Annotated in this window: 24 protein-coding genes and 1 pseudogene; 14 read left to right on the top strand and 11 right to left on the bottom strand. The window is 66.9% G+C overall.

From position 1 onward, the window contains the following. Positions 1-20 precede the first annotated feature (20 nt). Positions 21-1,409, bottom strand: a complete 1,389-nt coding sequence (locus tag C477_RS17915; protein WP_008895947.1) for a universal stress protein — start codon at positions 1,407-1,409, stop codon at positions 21-23. Between the two features lie 82 nt (positions 1,410-1,491). Continuing rightward, a complete protein-coding gene (deoC, locus tag C477_RS17910; RefSeq protein WP_008895946.1) occupies positions 1,492-2,127 on the bottom strand; it encodes a deoxyribose-phosphate aldolase in 636 nt (211 codons plus the stop codon). A gap of 73 nt (positions 2,128-2,200) precedes the next feature. Between deoC and C477_RS17905 the strand changes: the two genes are divergently transcribed. The 5 genes from C477_RS17905 (at position 2,201) to C477_RS17885 (ending at position 6,452) form a co-directional block, all read left to right on the top strand. Then, on the top strand, positions 2,201-3,184 hold the full coding sequence (locus C477_RS17905; protein WP_008895945.1) for a ribose 1,5-bisphosphate isomerase: 984 nt from the start codon (positions 2,201-2,203) through the stop codon (positions 3,182-3,184). Between the two features lie 119 nt (positions 3,185-3,303). Continuing rightward, positions 3,304-4,125, top strand: a complete 822-nt coding sequence (locus C477_RS17900; protein WP_008895944.1) for a DUF63 family protein — start codon at positions 3,304-3,306, stop codon at positions 4,123-4,125. A 39-nt stretch (positions 4,126-4,164) separates the two neighbouring features. Beyond that, positions 4,165-5,052, top strand: coding sequence for a carbohydrate kinase family protein (locus C477_RS17895; RefSeq protein ID WP_008895943.1), 888 nt, complete (start codon positions 4,165-4,167; stop codon positions 5,050-5,052). Between the two features lie 224 nt (positions 5,053-5,276). Beyond that, entirely contained in the window at positions 5,277-5,579 is a 303-nt protein-coding gene (locus tag C477_RS17890; RefSeq protein ID WP_008895942.1) for a HalOD1 output domain-containing protein, read from the top strand. Positions 5,580-5,723: 144 nt separating this feature from the next. Next, complete coding sequence (locus C477_RS17885) at positions 5,724-6,452, top strand: nucleoside phosphorylase (protein ID WP_008895941.1); 729 nt, start codon at positions 5,724-5,726, stop codon at positions 6,450-6,452. A 24-nt stretch (positions 6,453-6,476) separates the two neighbouring features. Here C477_RS17885 and C477_RS17880 read toward each other — a convergent pair. After that, a pseudogene (locus tag C477_RS17880) lies at positions 6,477-8,868 on the bottom strand (amino acid permease). 257 nt (positions 8,869-9,125) lie between these two features. Between C477_RS17880 and C477_RS17875 the strand changes: the two are divergent. After that, entirely contained in the window at positions 9,126-9,881 is a 756-nt protein-coding gene (locus C477_RS17875) for an Lrp/AsnC family transcriptional regulator (protein WP_008895940.1), read from the top strand. Position 9,882: 1 nt separating this feature from the next. Here C477_RS17875 and C477_RS17870 read toward each other — a convergent pair whose 3' ends face one another. Beyond that, a complete protein-coding gene (locus C477_RS17870; RefSeq protein ID WP_008895939.1) occupies positions 9,883-10,725 on the bottom strand; it encodes a hypothetical protein in 843 nt (280 codons plus the stop codon). A 99-nt stretch (positions 10,726-10,824) separates the two neighbouring features. Between C477_RS17870 and C477_RS17865 the strand changes: the two genes are divergently transcribed. Continuing rightward, positions 10,825-11,490 (top strand): amphi-Trp domain-containing protein, encoded by a 666-nt coding sequence (locus C477_RS17865; protein WP_008895938.1) that lies wholly within the window; start codon positions 10,825-10,827, stop codon positions 11,488-11,490. 26 nt (positions 11,491-11,516) lie between these two features. Here C477_RS17865 and C477_RS17860 read toward each other — a convergent pair whose 3' ends face one another. Next, positions 11,517-12,254, bottom strand: coding sequence for a DUF547 domain-containing protein (locus C477_RS17860; protein ID WP_008895937.1), 738 nt, complete (start codon positions 12,252-12,254; stop codon positions 11,517-11,519). A 165-nt stretch (positions 12,255-12,419) separates the two neighbouring features. Between C477_RS17860 and C477_RS17855 the strand changes: the two genes are divergently transcribed. From C477_RS17855 to C477_RS17845, 4 genes are all read left to right on the top strand, one after another. Further along, positions 12,420-13,439: an AI-2E family transporter gene (locus tag C477_RS17855; protein ID WP_008895936.1), complete on the top strand. Its 1,020-nt coding sequence runs from the start codon at positions 12,420-12,422 to the stop codon at positions 13,437-13,439. Between the two features lie 71 nt (positions 13,440-13,510). After that, on the top strand, positions 13,511-13,831 hold the full coding sequence (locus C477_RS17850; protein WP_008895935.1) for a hypothetical protein: 321 nt from the start codon (positions 13,511-13,513) through the stop codon (positions 13,829-13,831). A gap of 111 nt (positions 13,832-13,942) precedes the next feature. Then, a complete protein-coding gene (locus tag C477_RS24215; RefSeq protein ID WP_008895934.1) occupies positions 13,943-14,089 on the top strand; it encodes a hypothetical protein in 147 nt (48 codons plus the stop codon). A gap of 153 nt (positions 14,090-14,242) precedes the next feature. After that, positions 14,243-15,496, top strand: a complete 1,254-nt coding sequence (locus tag C477_RS17845) for a tRNA (N(6)-L-threonylcarbamoyladenosine(37)-C(2))-methylthiotransferase (RefSeq protein ID WP_008895933.1) — start codon at positions 14,243-14,245, stop codon at positions 15,494-15,496. A gap of 22 nt (positions 15,497-15,518) precedes the next feature. Here C477_RS17845 and C477_RS17840 read toward each other — a convergent pair whose 3' ends face one another. Continuing rightward, positions 15,519-15,998: a redoxin domain-containing protein gene (locus tag C477_RS17840; RefSeq protein ID WP_008895932.1), complete on the bottom strand. Its 480-nt coding sequence runs from the start codon at positions 15,996-15,998 to the stop codon at positions 15,519-15,521. Between the two features lie 127 nt (positions 15,999-16,125). Here C477_RS17840 and C477_RS17835 point away from each other — a divergent pair, with 127 nt between their 5' ends. Further along, positions 16,126-16,362, top strand: a complete 237-nt coding sequence (locus C477_RS17835; protein ID WP_008895931.1) for a glutathione S-transferase N-terminal domain-containing protein — start codon at positions 16,126-16,128, stop codon at positions 16,360-16,362. A 21-nt stretch (positions 16,363-16,383) separates the two neighbouring features. Here the strand turns inward: C477_RS17835 and C477_RS17830 are convergent, their stop codons facing one another. The 3 genes from C477_RS17830 to C477_RS17820 all read right to left on the bottom strand — a co-directional run bounded on the left by C477_RS17830 (position 16,384) and on the right by C477_RS17820 (position 18,369). Continuing rightward, positions 16,384-16,794, bottom strand: a complete 411-nt coding sequence (locus C477_RS17830) for a cupin domain-containing protein (protein ID WP_008895930.1) — start codon at positions 16,792-16,794, stop codon at positions 16,384-16,386. A 59-nt stretch (positions 16,795-16,853) separates the two neighbouring features. Beyond that, on the bottom strand, positions 16,854-17,744 hold the full coding sequence (locus C477_RS17825; protein WP_008895929.1) for a mechanosensitive ion channel family protein: 891 nt from the start codon (positions 17,742-17,744) through the stop codon (positions 16,854-16,856). 79 nt (positions 17,745-17,823) lie between these two features. Then, on the bottom strand, positions 17,824-18,369 hold the full coding sequence (locus C477_RS17820; protein WP_008895928.1) for an HIT family protein: 546 nt from the start codon (positions 18,367-18,369) through the stop codon (positions 17,824-17,826). 251 nt (positions 18,370-18,620) lie between these two features. Between C477_RS17820 and C477_RS17815 the strand changes: the two genes are divergently transcribed. Continuing rightward, complete coding sequence (locus C477_RS17815; RefSeq protein ID WP_008895927.1) at positions 18,621-18,821, top strand: DUF7835 family putative zinc beta-ribbon protein; 201 nt, start codon at positions 18,621-18,623, stop codon at positions 18,819-18,821. A gap of 129 nt (positions 18,822-18,950) precedes the next feature. Here C477_RS17815 and map read toward each other — a convergent pair whose 3' ends face one another. Next, positions 18,951-19,853 (bottom strand): type II methionyl aminopeptidase, encoded by a 903-nt coding sequence (gene map / locus C477_RS17810; protein ID WP_008895926.1) that lies wholly within the window; start codon positions 19,851-19,853, stop codon positions 18,951-18,953. 843 nt (positions 19,854-20,696) lie between these two features. Between map and icd the strand changes: the two genes are divergently transcribed. Then, positions 20,697-21,974: an isocitrate dehydrogenase (NADP(+)) gene (gene icd, locus C477_RS17805; protein ID WP_008895924.1), complete on the top strand. Its 1,278-nt coding sequence runs from the start codon at positions 20,697-20,699 to the stop codon at positions 21,972-21,974. A 186-nt stretch (positions 21,975-22,160) separates the two neighbouring features. On the opposite strand, the gene C477_RS17800 is transcribed toward icd, so the two are convergent. Then, positions 22,161-23,891 carry a sensor histidine kinase gene (locus C477_RS17800; RefSeq protein ID WP_008895923.1) on the bottom strand — a complete coding sequence of 577 codons (1,731 nt, stop codon included), beginning with the start codon at positions 23,889-23,891 and terminating at the stop codon, positions 22,161-22,163. Positions 23,892-23,997 lie beyond the last annotated feature (106 nt).

The raw sequence follows: 23,997 nt of genomic DNA, 5'->3' as shown, positions 1-23,997 counted from the left end.
GGGACAGCGAAAATCGGGTACTACTGATGGCGACCGCGGTGGACGATCGCCACGTCGGTCTCGAGGTCGCTGAGCCGCTCGAACGTCGGCGGCGAGACGAACCGCGAGGCGGCCGAGCGATCGGTGCTCGAGCCGACGAAGATCACGTCGTACTGGGACGAGACGCGCTCGAGGTAGGACTCGACGGGTTCGGTGACGACGTGGGTCTCGAAGCGGCCGTCGAAGGCGTCGACGAGGTCGGCGACAGTGGTCTCCGCGGAGCGGCGCTCGGACTCGCGGTCGATGCAGGTACAGACGCTGGTCGGCGTCCAGGAGCCGGTGATCCGCTGGGCGAAGTCGACCATCGCGCGGGCGGTGTCGCCGGCGCCCCGAACTGGGACCAGCGCGTGCTGCCAGCGCTGGCGGTTCTCGGCGGACCGGAAGGCGATGACGTCGATCTCGCTGTCGAACAGGCCGACGATGAACGGCGAGAGGCCACCCCCCTCGCGCTCGGCGTACGGCGTGACGATCAGATCGCAGTTGTGCTCTCTGGCCGTCCGGAGCACCAGCGACGACGTGCGGTCGCCGGCCGCGACGACGACCTCGCAGGGAATGTCGTACGCCGACGAGAGATCGGCCGCGAAGGACTCGAGGCGGCGAGCCGCGGGCCCCGGTTCGTCCTCGGCGATGTCGGCGGCGTCGTCGATGGCGTCGAGGAGGACGATCTTCCCGGCGTCGTGAGCGCTCGCGAGTTCGGCGGCGAAGCGGGCGACCGTCCCCGCGTCGTCGTCCTCGCCCCAGCCGTCCAGCGGTACGAGCACGCGGTCGTCGCCGTCCGTGGTCCGGTAGAGGTACTGGGCCCGGCGCTCGTAGAATCGGTTCCGCCAGACGACGAAGACGGCCGCGACGAACGAACTCGAGACGACGATTCCGAGCACGTAGACGACCTGCGCGTTGCCGGTGACGAGTACGAGCAGCGCGGTCGAGAACGCGGTGGGTTCCTCCAGATCGAGCGCCCAGGTGACGGCGCCGGTGAGGAAGATGCCGAGCGCCGCGCCGGTCGCGCTGACGCCGGCGGCGCCGTCGACGCCCGCGGCGTCGACGAGGGCGATCGAGAGCCACCCGCAGAGCGCTCCGGCGGTCATCCCGCCGACGAACTTCGTCGGCGTCGAGTACCGACCCTCGGGATCGGCGAAGAGAGTGTACGTGCCGGAGGCCAGCGGGGGAAACAGGAGGAAGGAGACGGCGGCCGTCGCGTTCGCCAGCCAGGTCACCGCGGCGATGAGCAGCGGAACGAAGAGCAACACCGAGAGGTGAATTAGGTTCCCGGTGCGTTCGATCCAGCGGACGAAGGCGTCGAATTCGCGTCGCTCCAGCCGCCGCAGTCGCCGTCGCGTCGCGCGGAGCCGCGCCAGCACCGACTCGAGCACAGGCTCCGTTGGACGACCCCCGACGAAAAGTGTTCGCGTTCGTGACGGTGATCGCCGCGCTACCGAAACCCGGCGCGCCGCGTTACTCCGGCGCGCCCTCGAGGATCGCGACGCCGCTCGAGGCGCCGATCCGCTCGGCGCCGGCCTCGAGCATGGCCATCGCCTCGTCGTAGCTGCCGACGCCGCCGCTGGCCTTGACGGGGAGGTAGTCGCTCATGAGTTCGACATCGGCGACGGTTGCCCCGCCCTCCGCAAAGCCGGTCGAGGTCTTGACCATCGCCGCGTCGGCCGCGTCCGCGGCCTCGCAGGCGCGGCGTTTCTCCTCGTCGGTCAGGAGCACCGTCTCGATGATCACCTTGACGGGGATCGGAACCGCGGCCGTGAGCTCCGCGAGTTCGGCCCGGACGACGTCGTCCTCGCCGGCTTGCAGCCGGCCGACGTTGATCACGACGTCGAGTTCGTCGGCGCCGGCCTTCCAAGCGAGGACGCCCTCCCGTCGCTTCGCCGCGGCGCTGTGCTGGCCGTGGGGAAAGCCGATCACCGTCGCGAGAGTCACGTCGGGCGCGTAGTCGGCGGCCGACTCGAGCGCGAACGGCGGGATACAGGCGTTCATGCCGTACTCCCGGGCCTCGTCGAGGACGCGGCGGACGTCGGCGATCGACGTCTCGGGGCCGAGCACGGTGTGATCGATCAGGGGGGCAAGTTCGCTGCGGTCCATACGGGGAGGGAATCGCCCGACAGGCAAAAACCCCGCCCGATTACTTTTGCCGTCCGGCGGGCAACGTGTTAGCATGGACGACCGTGGGCACGACGTCGCGCCGGCCGTCGAAACGACCGCCGACGAGATCGCCGCGATGGAGATTCGCGGAGCCGCGACGATCGCCGACGCGGCCGCCGAGGCGCTGGCGATCCAGGCCCAACGCTCCGACGCGGACCGTCCCGACGCGTTCGAGCGGCAGTTGCGAGCGGCCGCGAAGGCGCTCTACGAGACGCGCCCGACGGCGGTGAGTCTGCCCAACGCGCTCCGGTACGTCCTCGCCGGAATGGACGGCGAGACCGTCGCGAAGTTGCGCGCCTCGATCGTCGACCGCGCCGGGGAGTTCCGCCGCGATCTGGACCGGGCGCAGTCGAAGCTGGGATCGGTCGGCGCGAACCGGTTGCGAGACGGCGACGTCGTGATGACCCACTGCCACTCGACGGACGCGCTGGCCTGTCTCGAGGCCGCCGTCGAGGACGGCACCGAGATCGAGGCGATCGTCAAGGAGACCCGGCCCAGAATGCAGGGCCACATCACGGCCGGCCAATTGCGCGAGTGGGGCGTCCCGGTCACGGTGATCGTCGACGGGGCGGCCCGCCGGTACCTCGATCGGGCGGACCACGTCCTGGTCGGGGCCGACAGTATCGCGGCCGACGGGAGCGTGATCAATAAGATCGGCACCAGCGGGCTGGCGGTGCTCGCCCGCGAGCGCGGCGTGCCGGTGACCGTCGCCGCCCAGACGATCAAGCTCCACCCCGACACCATGACGGGCCACACCGTCGAGATCGAACGCCGCGACGAGCGGGAGGTGCTCGACGAGGAGGCGCGGGCCGCGATCACCGACGGCGTCGACGGCGTCGACGACGGACTGACGGCCGAAAACCCGGCCTTCGACGTCACCCCGCCGCGGTACGTCGACGCGATCGTCACCGAGCACGGCCAGTTCCCGCCGGAAACTATCGTCACGCTGATGCGAGAACTGTTCGGCGAGACGGTCGACGAACCCTGGGAGCTGTAGGAAATGACGGGATAGCGCCGCGACGTTTCTCGTCGAACGAGACGGCGAAGGAAAACCGTCATTTCCGCGAATGATTAGCAATCGGAAAGTGTTTGTCGCTGGTGTGTGCGAGTACGGATATGGTATTACCCGAGGGGTTCGTGCTCCCACCGTGGTACCTCCTCGTCCCGCTGCTAGTGATACTGGCGGGGATCGTCGCATTGCTGTGGGTTCTCGAGCCGCCGGTAACCGATCGGACCGTGCTGGCGTTCGCGCCGTGGATGATGTTCGGCTCCGCCCTGCACGTCCTCTATCAACTCGACGCCTATCCCGAGAACGTCGAGACGCTGTTCGCGACGCCGACCGTCTACCTGGTCGCGGCGGCCGTCGCGGGCGCCGCCTGGATCGTCGCGGTCTTCCTGTACGCCGGGGGACTCCAGCCGACGATTTCGCGGTTCTTCGGCATCGCCGGGACCGCCTTCTTCGCCGTCTTCGCGTCGATCATCCTCAACGTGAGCTGGAGCGAAGAGACGTTCAACCTCTTCTGGCCGGTCATCGCCGTCATCGCCGCCGGGATCGTCACCGCGATCGCGTGGGTCGCGCTGAGCCTGTGGGTTACTGACATCGCGAAGACGACGAGTTACACCGGCGCGCTGGTCGTCTTCGGACACACACTGGACGGCGTCTCGACGGCCGTCGGCTACGACGTCATCGGCGTCGAGGAGACGGTTCCCCTGTCGGCGCTGCTGCTCGAGGCCGGCGAGTCGCTCCCGACCGCCGAGTACGTCGGCGCCGGCTGGCTGTTCGTCCTCGTGAAGGCCGCGCTGGCGCTGGTGATCCTCGGGCTCTTCAAGGAGTACGTCGAGGACGCTCCCCAGCAGGCGCGGATCGTCCTCGCCGGGATCGCCGCGATCGGGCTCGGCCCCGGCGTCCACAACGTCTTGCTCTTCATCGCCACCTAGGTTTTTTTTCCGACGGTACCTTCTTCCCGGTCGTATCGGATGTCCCCCACCGTACTCACCGCCGGCCACGTCAACTGGGACGTGACGCTGCGCGTCGACCGACTCCCCGTCGCCGACGGCGAGGCGACGATTCGCTCACAGCGCCAGTCCGGCGGCGGCAGCGCAGCCAACGTCGCCGCCGCGCTCGCCGGCCTCGAGGTCGACGCCGAACTGATCGGCAGCGTCGGCGACGACGACAACGGCCTGCTGGCCAGGCGCGGCCTCGAGGAAACCGGCGTCTCGCTGTCGGGGGTCCGGGTCGTCGATGGCGCCGAGACGGCGGTCAAGTACCTGCTGGTCGACGACGACGGCGCGGTCTCCATTCTGGGCAACGACGGCGTCAACGAGGCCGTTCGGCCGGCGGATATCGACGCCGACCGGGTTCGGGCGGCCGATCACGTCCACCTCACGAGCCAGCGCCCGGAGACCGCCGCGCGGATCGCTTCGATCGCCGCGGCGGCCGACGTCACAGTCAGTTTCGATCCCGGGCGTCGATTCGGCGACCGCGCGTACGACGAGACCGTCGCCGCCGCCGACGTTCTGTTCGTCACCGAGCACGAAGCCGCGGCGCTGGCCGACGCGGCCGGGGTCGGTTCCGAGCCGACCGATCGGATCGTCGCGATCACGTCCGGCGGCGACGGCGCCGAGATCCGGACCCCCGACGGCAGCTACGCACACCCCGGGTTCGACGTCGACTCGGTCGACACGGCCGGCGCCGGCGACTCCTTTGCGGCGGGCTTTCTCGCGAGCCGACTCGAGGGCGCGCCGATCGAGGACGCCCTCGAGTACGCCAACGCCTGCGGCGCGCTGACGGCGAGCCGGGAGGGTGCACGCAGCGCGCCGACGGCGACCGAGGTCGAACGATTTCTGGACGGGCGCGTGGACTGAATCGAGGATCTACGATCGGCGCTGGTCCGCGCTCGAGTCCGGTCGGCGCTCGGTGCTCGAACGGGGTAGTGATCGCTCCACCAAAGGCGGTCTAATGGGGTGAATCGTGATCGGTCGATCCGGCCGCCGTCGTGCAGTTTTCACCCGGTGTTGTCTGACGGTAAGTATATGGGCTGGGACGTTGGTCACTCAGCTAGACGGTCACGGAGACGTGACGGAGAGACATGACGGAACGAAGGATCAGAGACTCATCTGGATGCGAGTTTAAACGCTGCATTCAGTACGATCGAGACACGGACGAACCGCCGAGTATAGCCACTGCAACCGCACTAGCGCAGTACTTCGACGACGATACCGGTTCCACCAGCACCCGGCTGTACGACTACATCGACCCGGACGCACTCGACTCCCTCTTTGCGGACACGCACCGAGGGACGAGTCGGGCCGAGGGGACCGTCGAATTCAGCGTCGAGGACGCGACGGTGACGGTCACGCCCGAACGAGTGGAGGTTTCCCCCGACTGCTGACTGAACGACCGGGTCGAACAGACTCCGCGGCCGATCGCACTCGGCGGTGGGGTGGGGACGGGGATGGTCGCAGGTCGCCGAACTGACGGATGCTCGGGACCCGTCCTCGAATCTTTTTTCTCGCCGCCACTAGAATCGGCGGGTATGGCAACGCAGCCACACCTGCTGGTCGACGACGGTGACCTGACCGATCGCGTGCTCGTCCCCGGCGATCCCGGTCGCGTCGATCGCATCGCCGACCACTGCGACGACGCCAAGACCGTCGCCCAGAACCGCGAGTACAAGGTCGTCAATGCGACCTACGAGGGACAGGAGCTGACGATCTGCTCGACCGGTATCGGCTGTCCGTCGGCGGCGATCGCCGTCGAGGAACTGGCCAACGTCGGCGTCGAGACGATCATCCGCGTCGGCACGACCGGCGCCCTCCAGTCGGGCATCGAGATCGGCGACATGGTCGTCGCGACCGGCGCCGCGAAAGAGGAGGGGACGTCGAAGCGGTACGAAGCCGCCGAATACCCCGCCGTACCGGACTACGACGTGCTGTCGGCGCTGGTCGACTCGGCCGAAGCTAACGACGAAGACGTCCACGTCGGCCCGATCGTCTCCGACGACGCCTACTACGCGGAGACCGACGAGCACGTCGTCGACTGGGAGGCCGCCGGCCTCCTCGCCGTCGAGATGGAAGCCGCCGCCATCTTCTCGCTGGCCCGCCGCAAGGGCCTGCGCGCCGGCGCGATCTGCACCGTCGACGGCAACCTCGTCGAGGGCACCCAGAAGGGAACCGACACCGAGGACGACGAACTGCCGGAGAAAGCGAAGAACAACGTCGGTCGCGCGATCGACATCTCGCTCGAGGCCGCGACCCGACTGTAACGGCCTCGAGGGACGTTCAGTTCGTCACTCTCGGTTCTGCTCGTCAGATCCCGATCCGAACAGCCGTTCGCGGAGCGACCGCTTCGTCGGACGCTCGGCGAGCAGGACCGAACAGTCGACCTCGTCGACCACGTCGAAGACCAGCGAGCCGCGGACGAGCCGCGAGAGCAGGCCGCGTTCGGTCGCCCCGATGACGACGAGCGTCCTGTCTTCGGCCTCGCTGGCGATCGCACCCTCGACGTCGCCGGAGTCGTCGACGGTCAGCACGGCGTCGCCGAACCCGTGTTCTGCCGCCCAGTTCGCGAGGAACTGCTCGCCCGATTCGCGCTCGCGCTCGTCGTCGACGACGTAGAGCAACTGAATCGACGACCCGGTCGCCGAGCGCAGCGTCTTCGCGACCTCGGCGCTGAGATCCGAATCCGGGCCGCCGGCGGTCGGCAGGAGGATTCGAGACGGGTCGTAGTCGCGATCCTTCAGGACCAGGAAGTCACACGGGAGGTCGTGGGCGAGTTCGTCGAGCGGACGCTCGGCCCGACCCGCGGACCACGGTCGGTCGCCGCCCCAGCCCATCACGACCTGATCGACGTCGTGCTGGCGGGCCGCGTCGAACACCTCCTCGAACGAGCGGTGGGAGACGATCGTNGCCCATCACGACCTGATCGACGTCGTGCTGGCGGGCCGCGTCGAACACCTCCTCGAACGAGCGGTGGGAGACGATCGTCGTCGTCTCGATCTCGGCGCCGTGATCTTCGGCGTGGTCGCGGGCCCGCTCGAGTAGCTTCGCGGACTCGTCGTCGAACTGATCGATCTGGTCGGCGCCGCGGTCCAGCGGCGTCTGGTCGGGGACCTCGACGATGTGGACCGCGTGGACGACGCCGTCGTTTGCGGCCGCGAGCGTGCTGGCCAGTTCGATCAGGTGCTGTTCGGTGCGCGGGTTGGCCAGCGGCACCATGACGCGGTACTCGCTCGAGCCGTCGGGCCGGGCCGCACTGGCCGCCGAGACCGCGACGTCGGGCATCGACTCGGAGCGGTCGAGGATGTACTCGCCGAGGACGCCCTGTCGGGGCGTCTTCGTGCGGGCGTAGAAGGCGTACCACAGCACCGCGACGGCGACGAACGCGAGGCTCAGCGCGATCTCGATCGTCTCCATGAAGGCGACGAGCCCGAAGGAGAGCACCGCGCCGAGGATCGGCGTCACCGGGTAGAAGGGGACCCGGAAGTCGGGGTCGTACTCGGGAACGTCGGCCTCCCGAAACGCGATCAGCGCGACGTTCATCAACGCGTAGACGATCAGGTGGAGGACGCTGGCGGCCTTCGAGAGGATCTCGAGGTCCTGCCCGAGCGCGGCGATGAAGACGATGATGACCGCGCCCGTCAGCATGATCGATCGGTAGGGCGTCGCGTATCGCGGGTGAATTTCGTTGAGCTTGTCCGTGACGATCTTATCGCGGCCCATCGCGAAGTTGATCCGGGCCGAGGAGAGGATCGACGCGTTCGCGCTCGAGGCCGTCGCCAGCATCGCGGCCAGCGAGATCAGCGTCACGCCGACGGCGTCGAGGACGGGGATGCCGGCGAACGTGATCTCGGCGACCTGCGAGACGGGGACGCTGTCGTCCAGCGAGTGCCACGGGACGATCCCGACCATCGTCCCGACGAGCACGGCGTAGATCGCCGTCACGACGCCGACGCTGCCGATGACCGCGATCGGCAGGTTCCGCCCGGGGTTCTTCAGTTCCTCCGCGACGGTCGCGATCTTCGCGTAGCCGAGGAAGGAGACGAACACGAGGGCGGTCCCCGGCAGGATCGCGCCGTAGCCCGCGTCGGTCGGCGCGAGGCCGTCGGTCGTCAGCGTCGACCACTCGAAGTGGAGGAAGCCGGAGGCCGCGAAGACGGTCAGAATGCAAAGCAGAATCGCGACGATCACCGTCTGGACACCGCCGGTTTCCTTCGCGCCCATGTAGTTGACGCCGACGAACAGGAGCCCGGCGATCAGCGCGCCGAGTTGGACGTCCGTCAGCGTGAGCAGGCCGAGCTCGAGGGTCGGGAGGGCGAGCATCGTCCCCGCCAGGAGGTCGGTGAGGTAGCCGCCGAACCCGATGCAGTAGAACGCGGAGGCGAAGGCCAGCCCCATCCAGTCGCCCATCCCCGCGATCGAACCGAACAGCGGCCCGAGCCCGCGGTTGATGTAGTAGTAGCCGCCGCCGGCTTTCGGCATCGCCGTCCCGAGTTCGCTCACCGCTAAGGCGTTGACCATCGCGATGAGGCCGCCGATGACGAACGAGACGACGACGATCGGTCCGGCCTCCTGGGCCGCGACGCCGGGCAGCACGAAGATGCCGGCGCCGATCATCGTCCCCATGCCGATCGCCAGCGCCGACAGCAGTCCGAGGTCCTTGGCGAGCTCTTCGTCGCTCATGGGCATCCCTCCGTCGGCGATCGCCAGCGCGCGCATGTTGGCGGTCGATCGCAGGAACTGCGCGTCCCTTCCCCAAACGATTGCTCGGTCATTATCTGGCGCCTTTCCCCGACTAGACCATAAATGATCCGAAGCTATTGCTGATTACTCATTTTAGGTGGAGGAGAATTGCCGCATCGGCAGAAATGATGGTTCAGTTATTGTTCTAGCCGCGGAAGATCAGAACTGTGTATATCGATGACGTAATACGAGGCGGCATGGATCACCGGCTCGACGAGATCGATCGTCGAATCATCTACGCGCTGATGGACGACGCCCGAAACGTTTCGGCTCCGACGATCGCCGCGGACGTGAGCGTTTCTCCCGGAACGGTTCGAAACCGGATCGACCAACTCGAGGAGCGGGGAATCATCACCGGCTACCACGCGAACGTGGACTTCGAACGGGCGGCGGGACACCTCGCGAACCTCTTCATGTGCAACGCGCCGGTTTCGGAGCGCGAATCGATGGCCCAGCGGGCGCAGGTGATCCCCGGCGTCATCAACGTCCGCGAGTTGCTGACCGGCCGGCGGAACCTGCACGTGCTCGCGGTGGGCGAAGACACCGCCGATCTGCGGCGCATCGCGCGGGCGCTCTCGGATCTCGGCATCGAGATCGAGGACGAAGTGTTAGTCCAGAACGAGACCGCGCGCCCGTACTCGCCGTTCGGTCCCACGGACGAAACCCACGAGGCGATGCTAACGGACTTCATCAGCCTCTCCGGCGACGCCGAGGTCGCCGAGGTGACGGTCGACCGGGACGCCCGGATCGCCGGCATGAGCCTGCAGGAGGCGGCCCAGCGCGACGTGCTCGACGACGATTCCCTCGTCGTCGCGATCGAGCGGGACGACGCCGTCGTGACGCCCCACGGCGACACCGTGATCCGCCCCGACGACATCGTCACGCTGTTCGCTCGCGACGGCGTGGCCGACGAGACGATCGACGTGTTCCACGCCGACGACGCGGCGGAGTAAGTCAGGACTCCGTCAACTGGCTCGCCAGCGTCATCGTGCGATCGGTCAGCGTCTCCGTTGTCGTCGAGGCACCCTGGAGGCTGTCGTTGATCGACGAGAACAGTCGTTCGAACGCGATCTCGCCCTCACCGCCGCGCCAGTCGCCCGTCTCGCGGGCCTCGAGGCCGCAGGTCGAACAGGTCTCGTCCTCGCCCTCGAGCGGCTCGAAACAGCCGTGACAGCGCTCGAGGCAGACGGGAACGATCTCGGAGCGGACGACGGCCTCGCGCAGCGTCGACTGCAGGTCGGTCGCGGTCTCGGCGACCGTCGACAGCGACGAGCGGACGTCGGCGTCGAACGCCGTTCCGTCGACCGCCCGGACGCGCTCGAGGCGCGCGTCGGCGACATCGAGCGCGAGCAGGGCCTCGCGGCGGCCGTCGCGGTACGCCGCAGCGGTCTCGGCGACCGTCGACTCGGAGTCGTCCCCCGCGTCGGCGGCCGTTCCGACGGCCGCGAGCGTCGTCGGCAGCGACGTCGCGAGCGAGGCGAAGGAGGCGACGTCGGAGATGGCGCCGCCCTGCACGCGGGTCGTCTCGCGGACGAGCCGGAACAGCTCCTCGCTCGAGACCGATTCGGGGGTCGAATCGGGGGCGTCGGAAGCGAACTGCAGCGTCTCGAAACAGTCGGGACAGACGGTCGCGAGGGAACTCTCGTGGACCGTTCCCTCGAGGGGGACGGCGCCGACGGGATACGTTCGGAGGGCGGTCGAGTCGGCGTCGTCGCCGGTCGTCTCGCAATTGCGACACGCGTGATCGTCGCGGTCGAAGACGGCGCACCGGTCGGCCTGCCAGTCGCGGGAAGTCACGGGCGAGCGAAGACAGCGCGGCGACAAAAACGCACCGGCTCCCCGGGTCTCGGTCGGAATCCGACCAACCCCTAACTCGCTGGACGACGTAGGAGGGGTATGGACGACTCACCGACCGACATCGAGTTCGAACTCGAGCGCGCGTACGACCGCGATGAACTCGCCGCCGTCTTCCGAGAGTTCGGGGCGGCCCTGGCCGAGGACCGACCGCTGAAAATCGACGACGGCGAGCGGACCGCGACGGTGTCGATTCCGGAGCGGGTCGTCGCCGAGTTGGAGGCCGAACGCGAGGACGACGAACCGCCCGTCGCCGAGCTGGAACTGGAACTCGAGTGGGACGATCCGGACGGCTCGACGATACGGCTCGGCGACAGCGAGCGCGGAACGCCCGGCGTCGTCGGCGCCGATGCAGCCGCCGAAGGCGAACCCGAGACCGATCCCGCGGCGGCGACGATGCCGCCGGAGGCCGTTTCCGGCGGCCCGGACGCTGACGACGCGTCGACGGACGGCGACTCGCGCTCGGAGTCGGAGTCGGCGCCCGCGGACGCCGACCCGGACGCTCGGCAAGAGCAGGACGGCCGAACCAGCCGGTTCGAAGTCTACGAGGACCGCGGCGGCGAGTGGCGCTGGCGGCTCGTCCACTGGAACGGGAACATCGTCGCCGACAGCGGCGAAGGGTACACCTCGCGGTCGAACGCGAAGCGGGCGGCCCGAAGCGTCATGCGGGCGGCGCCGACCGCGACCGTCGAGGATCGGGAGGACTGAGTTCGAGCCCGACCGTCGCGTCGCGGCTACGGCCGAAACGCGTCCGAATCGGCGTCGAAGTCGACGTCCGGCGTCCGGGTCGCCGATTCGTACTCGAGCGACGGGCGTCGCTCCGCCGGGATCGCGTCGTAGGTCCTGAGAAACGAGACGATCCCGCGCTTGCCGCCGAAATCGCCGCGGTAGCGACGGAAGAGTCGCGGGACGGTGGCGGCGTTGGCGTCGGCGTCGTACGTGACGGTCTCCTCTATGAACCACTCGACGGCGACGTCCAGTTCCGCGTCCACGTCGGGCGGCGAGTAGGTCGTGATCGGCGGCGAGGGCTCGGCGCAGTGGCTGATGGCGAAGTGGATCCGCGGGTCGCACTCGGGGAGGCGGTACCGCCGTTCGAACGACGAGGGAAACGGCCGCGGGACGTAGCCGAGCCCCCAGGGATGTTTCGACCGCCGAAGCATGCCGTGTTCGATGTCCGCGAGGCTGAGGCGAACGCCGCTGATCGGGATCCGATCCCGGGAGACGAACTTCCAGCGCTCGAGGCGACCCGCCTCGCCGTCGAGTTCGTCCCCCTCCTCGAGGAGCAACTGGGTGTAGGCGTTGTAACAGTTGAGCCAGAACGCCAATTTCGCGGTCCGGCGCTCGAGGGCCCGGTCGAGGCGCGATCGCTCGAGCGTCGCGAGGTGGTCTCGCAACCAGTCGGTATCGCCCTCGGTCTTGACCGCGTAGAGCAGATCGGCAGAGAGGGAGAGGGGATCGAGCTGGGTCGACATTCCCTCCGACGTAAGCGAACCAGCACCTTGAAGCCGTGTGAGAGCGAGCGCGACTGTCCGCGGCGCGAATAGGTCGGCTCGGTCCCTCGCGCGAACGGCAGAGTCCGTTGCGCGTGCCAGTGATTTGCCCCTACCTTTATTTCGGCGTTCGCGGAAACTATTCATGTGAACATCAGTAAGGGATTTCTCCTGGCACTCGTCGCGGTTTTGGCCTTCCTCTCGTGGCTGCTCATCGCGCCGTTTCTCCAGTACGCCCTCATCGCCGTGCTCCTCGCGTACATTCTCCGCCCGCTCCAGCGCCGCCTCGAGCAGCGGACCTCGCCGACGATCGCCGCGATGGCGCTCGTCTTACTGACGATCACCGGCTTCGTGATCCCGCTCGCGATCGTCCTCACGGTCGTCATCCAGGACGCCACGAGGATCGTGGAAAACCTCAACACCGACTCCGTCAGCCTCACGGAGGTCGAATCGTTCATCCAGGAGCAGACGGGGGTGAGCGTCGATCTGATGTCCTCGCTGATGGACGCGGCCCGGCAGGGCGGACAGATGGTACTCGAGCAGTCGACCGCGTGGTTGAGCGCGCTCACCCACGCGCTGATCGGCTTCGGACTGGCGCTGTTCCTGCTGTACTACCTGCTCAAGGACGGGAACAATCTCATCGGCTGGATCCGGAAGCGGACGCCGCTCCCGGACGACGTACAGGACGACCTCTACGAAGAACTCGACGAGGTCATGCAGGCCGTCCTCATCGGCCACGTCCTCATCGCCCTCGTGCAGGGACTGCTCGCGGGGATCGGGCTGATCGCCACCGGAATCCCGAACGCCGCGTTCTGGACGGTCATCATGGTCGTCCTCGCGCTGATTCCGATCATCGGCACCTTCCTCGTCTGGGGGCCCGCCGTCGTCTTCCTACTGGCGACCGGCGAACCGCTGCTGGCCGTGGGGCTGTTCGTCTACAGCACCGTCATCGTCGGCCTCTCGGACGACTACCTGCGGCCGGTCGTCGTCGACCGCTACGCCGAACTGAACCCCGCGGTCATCATCGTCGGCGTTCTCGGCGGCGCCTACGCCTTCGGCTTCATGGGGCTGTTCTTCGGGCCGGTGATCCTCGGCGCGCTCCGGGCCACGCTGACCGTCTTCCACGACAATTACGAACGCCTCGAGAGAGAGCGGTTCGGCGGCTGAGTCGGCTCGACCTTCGCGGCTGCGTCCGGGCGTTCGCCAGCGTTCAAGGCCGTCCGGGCCGTACCGCGAGTATGCGCGTCCAATCCTACATCTACGATTCCGCGGCTCCCGCCGACCACGTCGACCGCGTCCGCGAGCGACTCGCGACCCGCGACGAGGAGTTCGAGTCCCTAGACGTCGCCGACGCGGACGATCGGAGCGACGCCGTCCGGGAGGCGATGTTCGCGATCCGTGAGTCGGTTCGGATCGGGACGGCTCCCGACGAACTCTACGACGACAACGGCGAGCCCGACTTTGCTCCCGGCGTCCTCATCACGGCGGCGCCGACCGGCCGCCGGACGATTCACGTCGGCCGGGAGGCGCTCGAGGCGCTCGCCGAGGACGAGCCCTGAGATTCCGCGGCGTCCGCTACCGTGCGATGGTTGCTCAATAACGATCGTTATTCAGGGAGAGGAGAACAATATTTTCGAATTCGTTAAACCGCTTCGACTCGAAACCGAGACATGGACGCAACCGAACCCAGAGACCCCATCACCGACGTTCGACTCGAGGAGCCCGACCTCCCGGTCTACCTGCCCGGAACGCCCACCGTCTCGTTCACCGAGTACGTCGAACTCGCGATCGACAGTCTGCGCCGCCGACGGCTGTAAACAGCGGACGTTCGCTCCTCGGAAACGACGCGATTCGCCCCGCGCTACTGGGAGACGCCGTTCGCGACCGAGCCTCGAGAGCGAATGGCACGAACGGGACGGGCCGGATTCGTCGCGCTTTTGCCGTCCCAGGCCCGAAACACGTGCAAGCGAATGGCCCGGTATCACATCGAAACCTACGGCTGTACGTCCAACCGCGGGGAAAGCCGCGAGATCGAGCGCCGGCTCCGCGATGCGGGCCATTACCGCGTCGACGGTGCGGACGAAGCCGACGTCGCCATCCTCAACACCTGTACCGTCGTCGAGAAGACCGAGCGGAACATGCTCCGGCGGGCCGAGGAGCTCTCCGAGGAGACCGCGGACCTCTTTATCACCGGCTGTATGGCCCTCGCGCAGGGCGAGGAGTTCCGCGCGGCCGACGTCGACGGTCAGGTGCTCCACTGGGACGAGGTGCCGGAGGCGGTCACCAACGGCGAGTGTCCGACGACGACCCCCGACGCCGAGCCGATTCTGGACGGCGTCGTCGGCATTCTCCCCATCGCCCGGGGCTGCATGTCCGACTGTTCGTACTGCATCACCAAGCAAGCGACGGGCAAGATCGACTCGCCCCCGATCGAGGAGAACGTCGAGAAGGCCCGTGCGCTGATCCACGCCGGCGCGAAGGAAATTCGGATTACGGGTCAGGACACCGGCGTCTACGGCTGGGACGAGGGCGATCGGAAGCTCCACCGACTGCTCTCTGAAATCTGCGAGATCGAGGGCGACTTCCGCGTGCGCGTGGGGATGGCCAATCCGAAGGGCGTCCACGGCATCCGCGAGGAACTCGCCGAGGTCTTCGCCGAAAACGAGGAGCTCTACGACTTCCTGCACGCGCCCGTCCAGTCCGGCTCGAACGACGTGCTCGGGGACATGCGCCGCCAGCACCAGGTCGACGAGTACGTCGAGGTCGTCGAGACCTTTGACGACGCCCTGGACTACTGGACGCTCTCGACGGACTTCATCGTCGGCTTCCCCACCGAGACCGACCGCGATCACGCCCAGTCGATGGCGCTGCTGCGCGAGACCCGGCCCGAAAAGATCAACGTCACCCGCTTCTCGAAGCGCCCCGGCACGGACGCCGCCGAGATGAAGGGGCTGGGCGGCACGGTCAAGAAGGAACGCTCCAAGGAGATGAGCGAAGCCAAGCGCGAGATCGTCCGCGAGGCCTACGCCGACATGGTCGGCGAGGTCCGCGAGGACTGTCTCGTCGTCGAGCAGGGGACCGCCGACTCCGTGAAGTGTCGCGACTCCGCCTACCGGCAGGTTATCGTCCAGAACGCGAGCGAGTACGGCCTCGAGCCCGGCGACTTCGTCGACCTCGAGGTAACGGCCCACGAGACGATGTACGCGTTCGGCGAGCCGGTCTGATTTTTCGCCCTCGGCGTCCGGTCTAGAGACTCGCGGCTGCGTCCTCGATCTCCTCGCGCGGTAACGGCGAGATCCAGTCGTCCGCGACGAACGCGTACCGAACGTCTCGATCGGCGTCGACGACGAATGCTGAACGCCACGGCGTTGAGACGTTAGCCATGTGATCACGGTCGGCCAGTAAACCGAGCGACTCGCTCACCTCACCGTTGACGTCTGCGAAGAAGCGAAACGCGGGCTCGTCCAGCCAGCGCAGGAACGCGTTCTGCGCGTAGGGACCGTCTCGGCTGACGCCCACCACCGCGACGTCCTCGAACGCTCCCCAGCCGGCCCGGACGAACCGTTTCCACCAGTTCTGCGCGATCGCGCTGAACGCGAACCCGGTACAGATCACGACGCCGCCGCGCTCGCCGAGCGCCGCGGACAGCGCCGTCGAACGGAACGTCTCGCCGTCGCACAGCAGTGCCTCGAAGTCGGGGAGTTCGTCGCCCTCAGTCGGTGGCATACCCGGACTGCTTCGGGCAGCAACAAAAGTTCCCGTGCCCCGGCAGAACGGCGATGATGAGCGGCCCTGGGGCGACCGCGAGCGAGCGCCACCCACCCTTTTGGCGATCCGCACCGAATACGCGGATATGGTTACGCTGTACCAACTCGAGGGCTGTCCGTACTGCGAACTCGTCGCCGACCGCCTCGACGAGCTCGACGTCGACTACGACAGCGTCTGGGTCGAGGGACTCCACTCGAAGCGCAACGAGGTCAAGCGGATCTCCGGCCAGCGGCAGGTGCCGGTCATCGTCGACGACGAGTACGGCGTCACGATGGCCGAATCCGAACGGATCGTCGACTACCTCGAGCAAACGTACGCCTGAACTGGCGCGGCGTAAGGTCTGCTACCCGTCCTCCGCGTCGAGTCCGTGGGGATCCACCCCCGGATCCTCGACGGCCGGGGCGCCGATAGCGAGCACGACGCCCTCCTCGTCGCCGACGTTGCGGTGGCCGTGGCCGATCTCGGGTTTGGCGATCCAGAACGTTCCCGGACCGGCCTCGACGTACTCCTCCTCGCCCGAGCGACCGAGTTTCAGCGAGAACTCGCCCTCGAGGACGTAGTAGAGCTCCTCCTGTTCGGCGTGGGCGTGGTACCGAATTTCCTCGCCGGGATCGAAGTACCAGAGTTTGAGGTGGACGTCGTCGGTTCCCAGAACCTCGTCGAGCGCGCGGATTCGCAGGTCTGGCGGGACCTCGTTGCTCTCGGAGAGATCCGTCATCGGGATGTCGTCGGTGTGAACGACTTCGTACTCCATGCTACCGAACGCACGACAACGACCACTAAAAGTGTCCGGTCCACCCGCCGTGCGAGCCGTTACTCGTCGGTTCCGCTGCCGGTATCGTCCGTCCTCGCGTGACTCGCCGATCGCGGCCCCGCGGCGACGGACTGCTCGAGCGCCTGCGGGGTCGCGGCGGCGAGATCGATCCCCTCGCGCTCGAGCCGATCGACGATTTCGCGGGCGTACTCCGAGCGAACGCGAGCGTAGGTACTGCTGTCGGGATCGGCGATCCAGAACGAGGCGACGACCTGCACTGCGTCGTCGAGGGCTGCAATTCGAGCGGTCGGCTGCGGGTCCGCGAGGATATCGGGGTGGTCGACAGCCGCGTCGGTCAAAATCCGGGTGACGGCGTCGAGATCGTCGTCGTAACTGACCGCGATCGGGAAGGTCAGCCGGAGTCGGTCGTTGAGGACGGCGTTGGTAACCGCGTTCGCGGTCAGTTCCGAATTCGGCACCGTGATGGTCTCGTTGTCGAGCGTTCGGACCCGCGTCGACCGGAAGCTGATGTCCTCGATGATCCCTTCCTGATCCGACCACCGGATCCAATCGCCGATGTTGAAGCTCGGATCGGTGACGATGAACGCGCCGCTGACGAAGTTGCCAACGACGTTCTGCGCGGCGAAACCGAGCGCGACCGTCAGCGCCGCAACGAGGATCGCCGCGCGATCGAGGACGAAGCTGAGACCGGCGATCGAGAGACCGACCACGATCGCCGCGGTGATCACGCCGAATGCCACGACGCGCTCGAGGCCCCGCTGGAGGGTCCGTTCCGTGTCTCGATAGTCCAGCGCGGCGCTCACGAGCGGTCGGACGACGACGCGACCGAACGCGTACACCAGCGCGAACGTTAGCAGGAAGGTCGCGACGTTGTCCAGCAGGGAGAGATACGCCGCGATCAGTTCCTCGAGTCGGGTCAGGACGTACACGCGTTCGACGTTCGACGGAGACGCGCACAAGGATTCGGCCGGCAGTCGCACCGGAGGGCCTAAAACGAGCCGGACGGCGCTACTCGAACTCGAAGACGACGGCGCTGTCCTGGTCGGGAACGGTGGCACCCGCCTGTTCGGCGAACGCCTCGCGAACGCGCTCGTAGGTATCCTCGAGCGCCTCGACGATCACCGTGGTATCGCTGATGACGGGCATGAAGTTGGTGTCGCCCTCCCAGCGGGGCACGACGTGGGTGTGGAGGTGGTCGTCGATGGAGCCGCCGGCCCCGTCGCCGAGGTTCAAGCCGGCGTTGAAGCCGTCCGGCTCGAGGCCGGCCTCGAGCGCGTCGAAGGTGCGCTGTTTCAAGCGGGCGTGATCGAGCAGTTGCTCGCCGTCGAGGTCGGTGTAGTCGCCGGTATGCATATGAGGAATAACCATCGCGTGACCCGGGTTGTACGGGTAATTATTGAACATCACGAACGCGTGCTCGCTCCGGGCAACGATCAGGTTCTCCCTGTCAGTTTCAAGGGCGGGCAGTTCACAGAAGACGCAGTCCTCGACGTCGGGGTTTCCCTCGTCGCGCTTGATCCAGTCGATCCGCCAGGGTGCAAACACCTGATCCATACCTGACACAAGAGTGGGAGAGCCTAAAGGGTTTCACTCCGGCAATTATTCAGGATTATCTTCATGTCTAATACTTCGTGTCGGTTTCAAGAGGGATCGGAGAACAGCACAACCGTACGAGAGAGGCCGATAAACGATATAGAACGCTCTCGAAGCGTTTTATCAGCACCATAACGCCGTCTTGCGATTTTTCGACTCAGTTCTCGAAATGAAACAGGGATTTAAGCTTGTACTACGGAAAGGGGTCGGTAATGGCAACGACTGACGACTCCTTCAACGGGATGACCGAGCACTGCACCAACTGCGACCTCGAGACGCTCCACGAAGTGTCCGTCCAGATTCGAACCGAAAGTCTCAAGAAAGAAAACGCACAGTTCTCGCGCGAACCCTACCGCGTGGCTGAGTGTCAGCGGTGTGGTAATCGCTCGAGCCAGCGGATGAACAACGCCTGAGAACGACCGACCGACGACCGCGCTACGAACCGCCCTCGTTGCCGGTCTCCCGCGACCCCCCTACACCCCCCCTTTTCGACGCGACCGCTCGTCAGTGATAGCGATCCGCTCGAGTCGATGCTGCGACGATCAGTCCGACGCCGTCGTGACTTCGCAGCCGTCCTCGGTGATAATGATCGTGTGCTCCTTCTGGCTGACGAGGTAGCCGTCGTCCTCCTTCAACACGGGGTAGCCGTGGACGATGTCGTTGCGCTTGAGACGGCGCAGCGCCATCTCCGGCCGGTCGGTCTCGAGCCACCGCGTCGCGAACGGCAGCGTGCGGAACTCCTCGGTGATCTGTTCCAACGCGTCGCGGGCCTGCCGGTTGCGCACCGAGCCCTCGCGCTCGAGGGCGAAAATTTCCTCGCTGGCGCCCTCGCTGACCTTGCCGCCGCCGTCGGTCGCGAACGGTTCGATGGCGACGACGTCACCGACCTCGAGCGTCGTCCCCTGCGAGACGGCGCGGTTAGGGATGTTCGGGCTGGTGTGTTGCTCCCAGTGGCCCAGTCCGTGCCCGGTCAGATTGACGACGGGGTTGTAGCCGTAGCCGTCGATGACGCCCTCGATCTCGGCGCCGATATCGCCCGTGTCGACGCCCGGTTCGATGATATCGAGGGCCGCCTCGAGGGCCTGTTCAGAGGCCTCGGCGAGTTCGGGGTTGCCCGAGAGGTCGACGGTGATGGCGGTGTCGGCCAGCCAGCCGTCGACGTGGACGCCGATGTCCAAGTTGACCATCTCCTCGCCGAAGGTTGTGTCGTCGTCGATCGAGGGCGTCGCGTGGGCCGCCTCCTCGTCGATCGAGATGTTGACCGGGAAGGCGGGTTCGCCGCCGAGTTCCCGAATGCGGTCCTCGGCGAACTCGGCGACTTCGAGGTGACTCGCGCCGACCTCGACGCGCTCGGCTGCCTCTTCGCGCACCTGTGCGAGGATTTTCCCCGCCTCGCGGTGCTTCTCGTACTTCTCGGACTCGAAGTCCACCTCGGATTCGGCCATGCACCGGGGTTGTACCGGTCGACAAAAAGAGGTTCCGCCTCGGCGACGGGACTCGGGAACGCGACCGGGAGGCGACGACGGCCGACCCCGACGCTACCGGCGAGCGTCAGTCGCTATCGATCCACTGACACTCCGGACAGGCGGCGACCCCCTGCACGTTCGACAGCGTCGTCGCACAGTGAGGGCAGTGTCGCGCCGCGTAGTGTGGTGTTTCCAGCATACGTTCGACCACGGCAACGACGATGATAAAACTACTCGACGTCGATCGTCGAACCTCCATCCCGATCGCAGGCCGGCGGTCGGTCGCCGACCGTCTACTCGAGCCGTCTCGACTGTTATTTCGGCGGAAATCGCCGATAACATTAGTGGGTTGTCAGAAACGGTCATCGGCGTTTTATCCCTCGCTCGCGTCCGTGTCACCGGCGTGAGAGACGCCACCGCCGAGCGAGTCGACTGGAACGGTCGACGAGCGTCGTGAACTGCCCTCGAGGCGACGGCGACGGACCCGGCGGGTGGACCCGTCGGTCTCGAGGGCGTTCGCGACTCGATTTCCCGCCCGCGAGCGATCCGCAGTACGCCGCGATGCCCTCGCCTCGAGAGTTCCACATTCGTCGATACCCGTCACCCCTGCCGTCGAGACAAAATTGCGTTTTGTCCACTCATAGACCCGTCATAAGACGAATGTTTATATACGCCGAATTTCCGGATTCGAACACATGCCCCCAGTTCAGCGTCTCTCAGGGCAGATATGCCGAAAGGCCCTGTCGGGAATCGTTCAATTTTTGCCGGCCGTCGATGGAAATGGTAGGCCTTTTACCCCTATCGAGTAACCGTACAGACGAGATGAGCTACGACAAGATCGAGGTCCCTGACGCGGGGGAGAAGATCACGCTGAAAGAGGGTTCCGAGGACGAGATCGAGGTGCCCGACAATCCGATCATCCCGATCATCCACGGCGACGGTATCGGGAAGGACGTCGGTCCCGCCGCACAGAAGGTCCTCGAGGCCGCCGCCGAGGCGACCGGTCGCGAGATCAGCTGGATGCGCGTTTACGCCGGCGAGAGCGCCCGTGAGGAGTACGGTGAGGACGTCAACCTGCCCGACGAGACCGTCGACGCGATCGAGGAACACCGCGTCGCCATCAAGGGTCCGCTGACGACCCCCGTCGGCGCCGGCTTCCGCTCGCTGAACGTCGCGCTGCGACAGACGCTTGACCTCTACGCTAACGTCCGTCCGACCTACTACCTCGACGGCGTCCCGTCGCCGATGAAGGCGCCCGAGGAGATGGACATGGTGACCTTCCGGGAGAATACCGAAGACGTCTACGCCGGCATCGAGTGGGAGGCCGGCACCGACGAGGTCGAGCAGGTTCGAAACTTCGTCGAGGACGAGATGGGCTTCGACGAGACGATGCACGACGGCCCCATCGGTATCGGCCTCAAGCCGATCACCGAGAAGGGCTCGAAGCGACTCGTTCGCGAGGCCATCGACTACGCCTTAGAGCACGACCGCGACAAGGTCACGCTCGTCCACAAGGGCAACATCATGAAGTTCACCGAGGGGCAGTTCGGTGACTGGGGCATGGAGGTCGCCGACGAGGAGTACCCCGACGAGGAGGTCTTCGCCGCGCCCGACTCGCTGTGGGAGACCCAGGACGAGGTCGACATCCCTGAGGACGCCGTCATGGTCGAGGAGCGCCTCGCCGACGCGATGCTCCAGTGGATGCAGCTACGCACCGACGAGTTCGACGTCCTCGCGATGCCGAACCTCAACGGCGACTACCTCTCCGACGCCGCCGGCGCCCAGATCGGCGGCCTCGGCATCGCTCCGGGTGGCAACTTCGGCAAGGGCCGCATGCTCGCGGAACCCGTCCACGGCTCCGCGCCCAAGCGCGCCGGCCAGGACATGGCCAACCCGACCGCGATGATTCTCTCCGGCCGCCTCATGTTCGACTACCTCGGCTGGGACGACGCCGCCGACCTGATCCGCGACGCCGTCGAGGAGACCATCTCCTCCGGCAAGGTCACCTACGACCTCGAGCGCCAGCTCGAGGACGCCGAGAAGCTCGGCACCAGCGAGTACACCGACGAGATCGTCGACACCATCGAGAAGCTCTCGTAGAGAGCTTCTCGAGCAGTCAGAACGCGTAGCGTTCTGACGACATCGAGAAACTCGTGTAAGCGAGGTTCTCGTCCTCTCGCGGCTCTCACTTCCGATTTTCTTCTGTATCGAGTGCGGAACCGGCGACGCGCCGACCGTCTTCACTGACTCGAGTCCACGGCGACCGGCGAGTCCGTCGTTCGGCGTTCACTCCCGATAGCGCTGCAGTTCGACGACGACGGCGGCCCCGCCCGGCTCGCTCGATTCGATCCACACGTCGCCGCCGTACTGCGAGACGAGCGTGTCGACGAGGTAGAGACCGACTCCCGAACCCTCGCTCTCGAGGCCCTTCTCGCCGCGGCCGAAGAGGGCGTCGCGTCGGTCGGGCGGAACGCCCGGGCCGTTATCGGCGATGCGGACGGTGGCCATCTCCGGCCCGGTGTCGGCGGTGACGACGACACGCGGCTCGGTCGCGTCGTTGTGCTGGACCGCATTGTTCAGGAGGTTCCGAAACACGGTCGACAGGAGCGGCCCGGCGCTGACGGGCGCCGTCGGAATCGACCCGTCGACGACGAACTCGGCGTCGGCGTACGCCTCGCGTCGCCGCTCGAGCGTCTCGGCGAGCGTCGCCTCGAGCGAGACCGGTTCCGCGCCGTGGTCGCCGTCGTCGTCCCAGAGTTCGGTGAACGCCTGGAGCGTCTCGGTGAGTTCGATCGTGTGTCGCGTCGTGCCCAGCATTCGCTCGAGCATCGCGCGCTCGTCCTCGTCGTCGAGGCGGTCGTTCAGTTCCTCGCCCCAGCCGAGGACGACCGCCATGTCGTTGCGGATGTCGTGGCGGACGATCCGGTTCAGGAGCAGCAGTTCCTCGTTGCGGCGGGACAGCGTTTCCTCGTTGCGCTCGAGGCGCCGGCTCAACGCCGCCGCGTCGAAGAAGACGTAGGTCTGCCGGGCGACGAGCGCGAGCAACACGAGCGCGCCGAGCGCGAGCCCGATCGGGTCGAGGGCCCCGGTCGAGGCGGCGTAGCCCGTGACGGTCATCGCGAGCAGGAAGGGGACGTAGGGAGCGACCGTTTCTCGGAACGCGTACCGGCGTCGGTCGACCTCGGGCGGGGGCGTCGCCGCCGACGGATGGAGCGCGGCGAGCGCGACGATCAGGTTGCCGGCAAGCCAGATCACGTCGAACTCGCTGTAGATGTAGCCTCCCGTGATCGACAGGTAAGCGAACGCGCTGTCGGCGAACGCCCAGACGAGGTTGCCCGCGGCGAAGAGCGTGATCGGGACGCGCCGCGACCCGCGGGCGTGGACCGCGACGACGAACGCGACCGCGGCGAGGACGATGTCGAGCGACGGGTACGCGGCGGACAACCACAGCGTCGCGCCGCCAGCGGCGCCGTGGGCAAGGATCGGAGCGAGCACGAACTGCCAACTGATCGCGAGCAAGGCGGCCGCGACGAGGAACCCGTCGAGGGTGATGCGGAGGATCGAACCCAGGCGGTGTTGGGACGCGGCGAGCACCAGCAGTCCGGCCCCGAGAAAGAGGTAGTCGGCGAGATAGAACAGGTCCGGCACGCCGGGGAACGGGACGCCGCTCAGCCACAGCTCGTAGCACATCCACGCGAACTCGCCGGTCGCGAACAGGCCGGTACCGACCGCGGTGAGTCCCCAGCCGAGCGCGTCCGGCGGCTCGCTCCGGTGGGCCAGCAGCCCCAGCGCAACGGCGGCCCCGGCCGCGCTGGCGACGAGGACGACGTTCGAGAAGAGGAGGGTTCCACGGGGCCCCATCAGGCGCATCAAGCCGATCGATCCGAAGACGAACAGTCCCGCGACGATCCACGCCAGTCGGAACTGGCGGGGTCCCAATCGGAGCGGCGCGCTCGACCCGCGTTCCGACTCGACGGCCGAGGGATCGGAGACGTCGGCGTGTGACTCGGCGCTCATCGCTGCGTACACTACCCGAAACGGCGCCGAGGTAAAGACGCACTGGCCCGCCGCCCACCACCGTTGACAACGGCCGACGGGGACCGAACGGACTCGACCGTCCGGA

The organism is Haloterrigena salina JCM 13891 (genome assembly GCF_000337495.1).
Lineage (GTDB): Archaea > Halobacteriota > Halobacteria > Halobacteriales > Natrialbaceae > Haloterrigena > Haloterrigena salina.
This window is presented reverse-complemented; position numbering and strand designations above follow the sequence as displayed.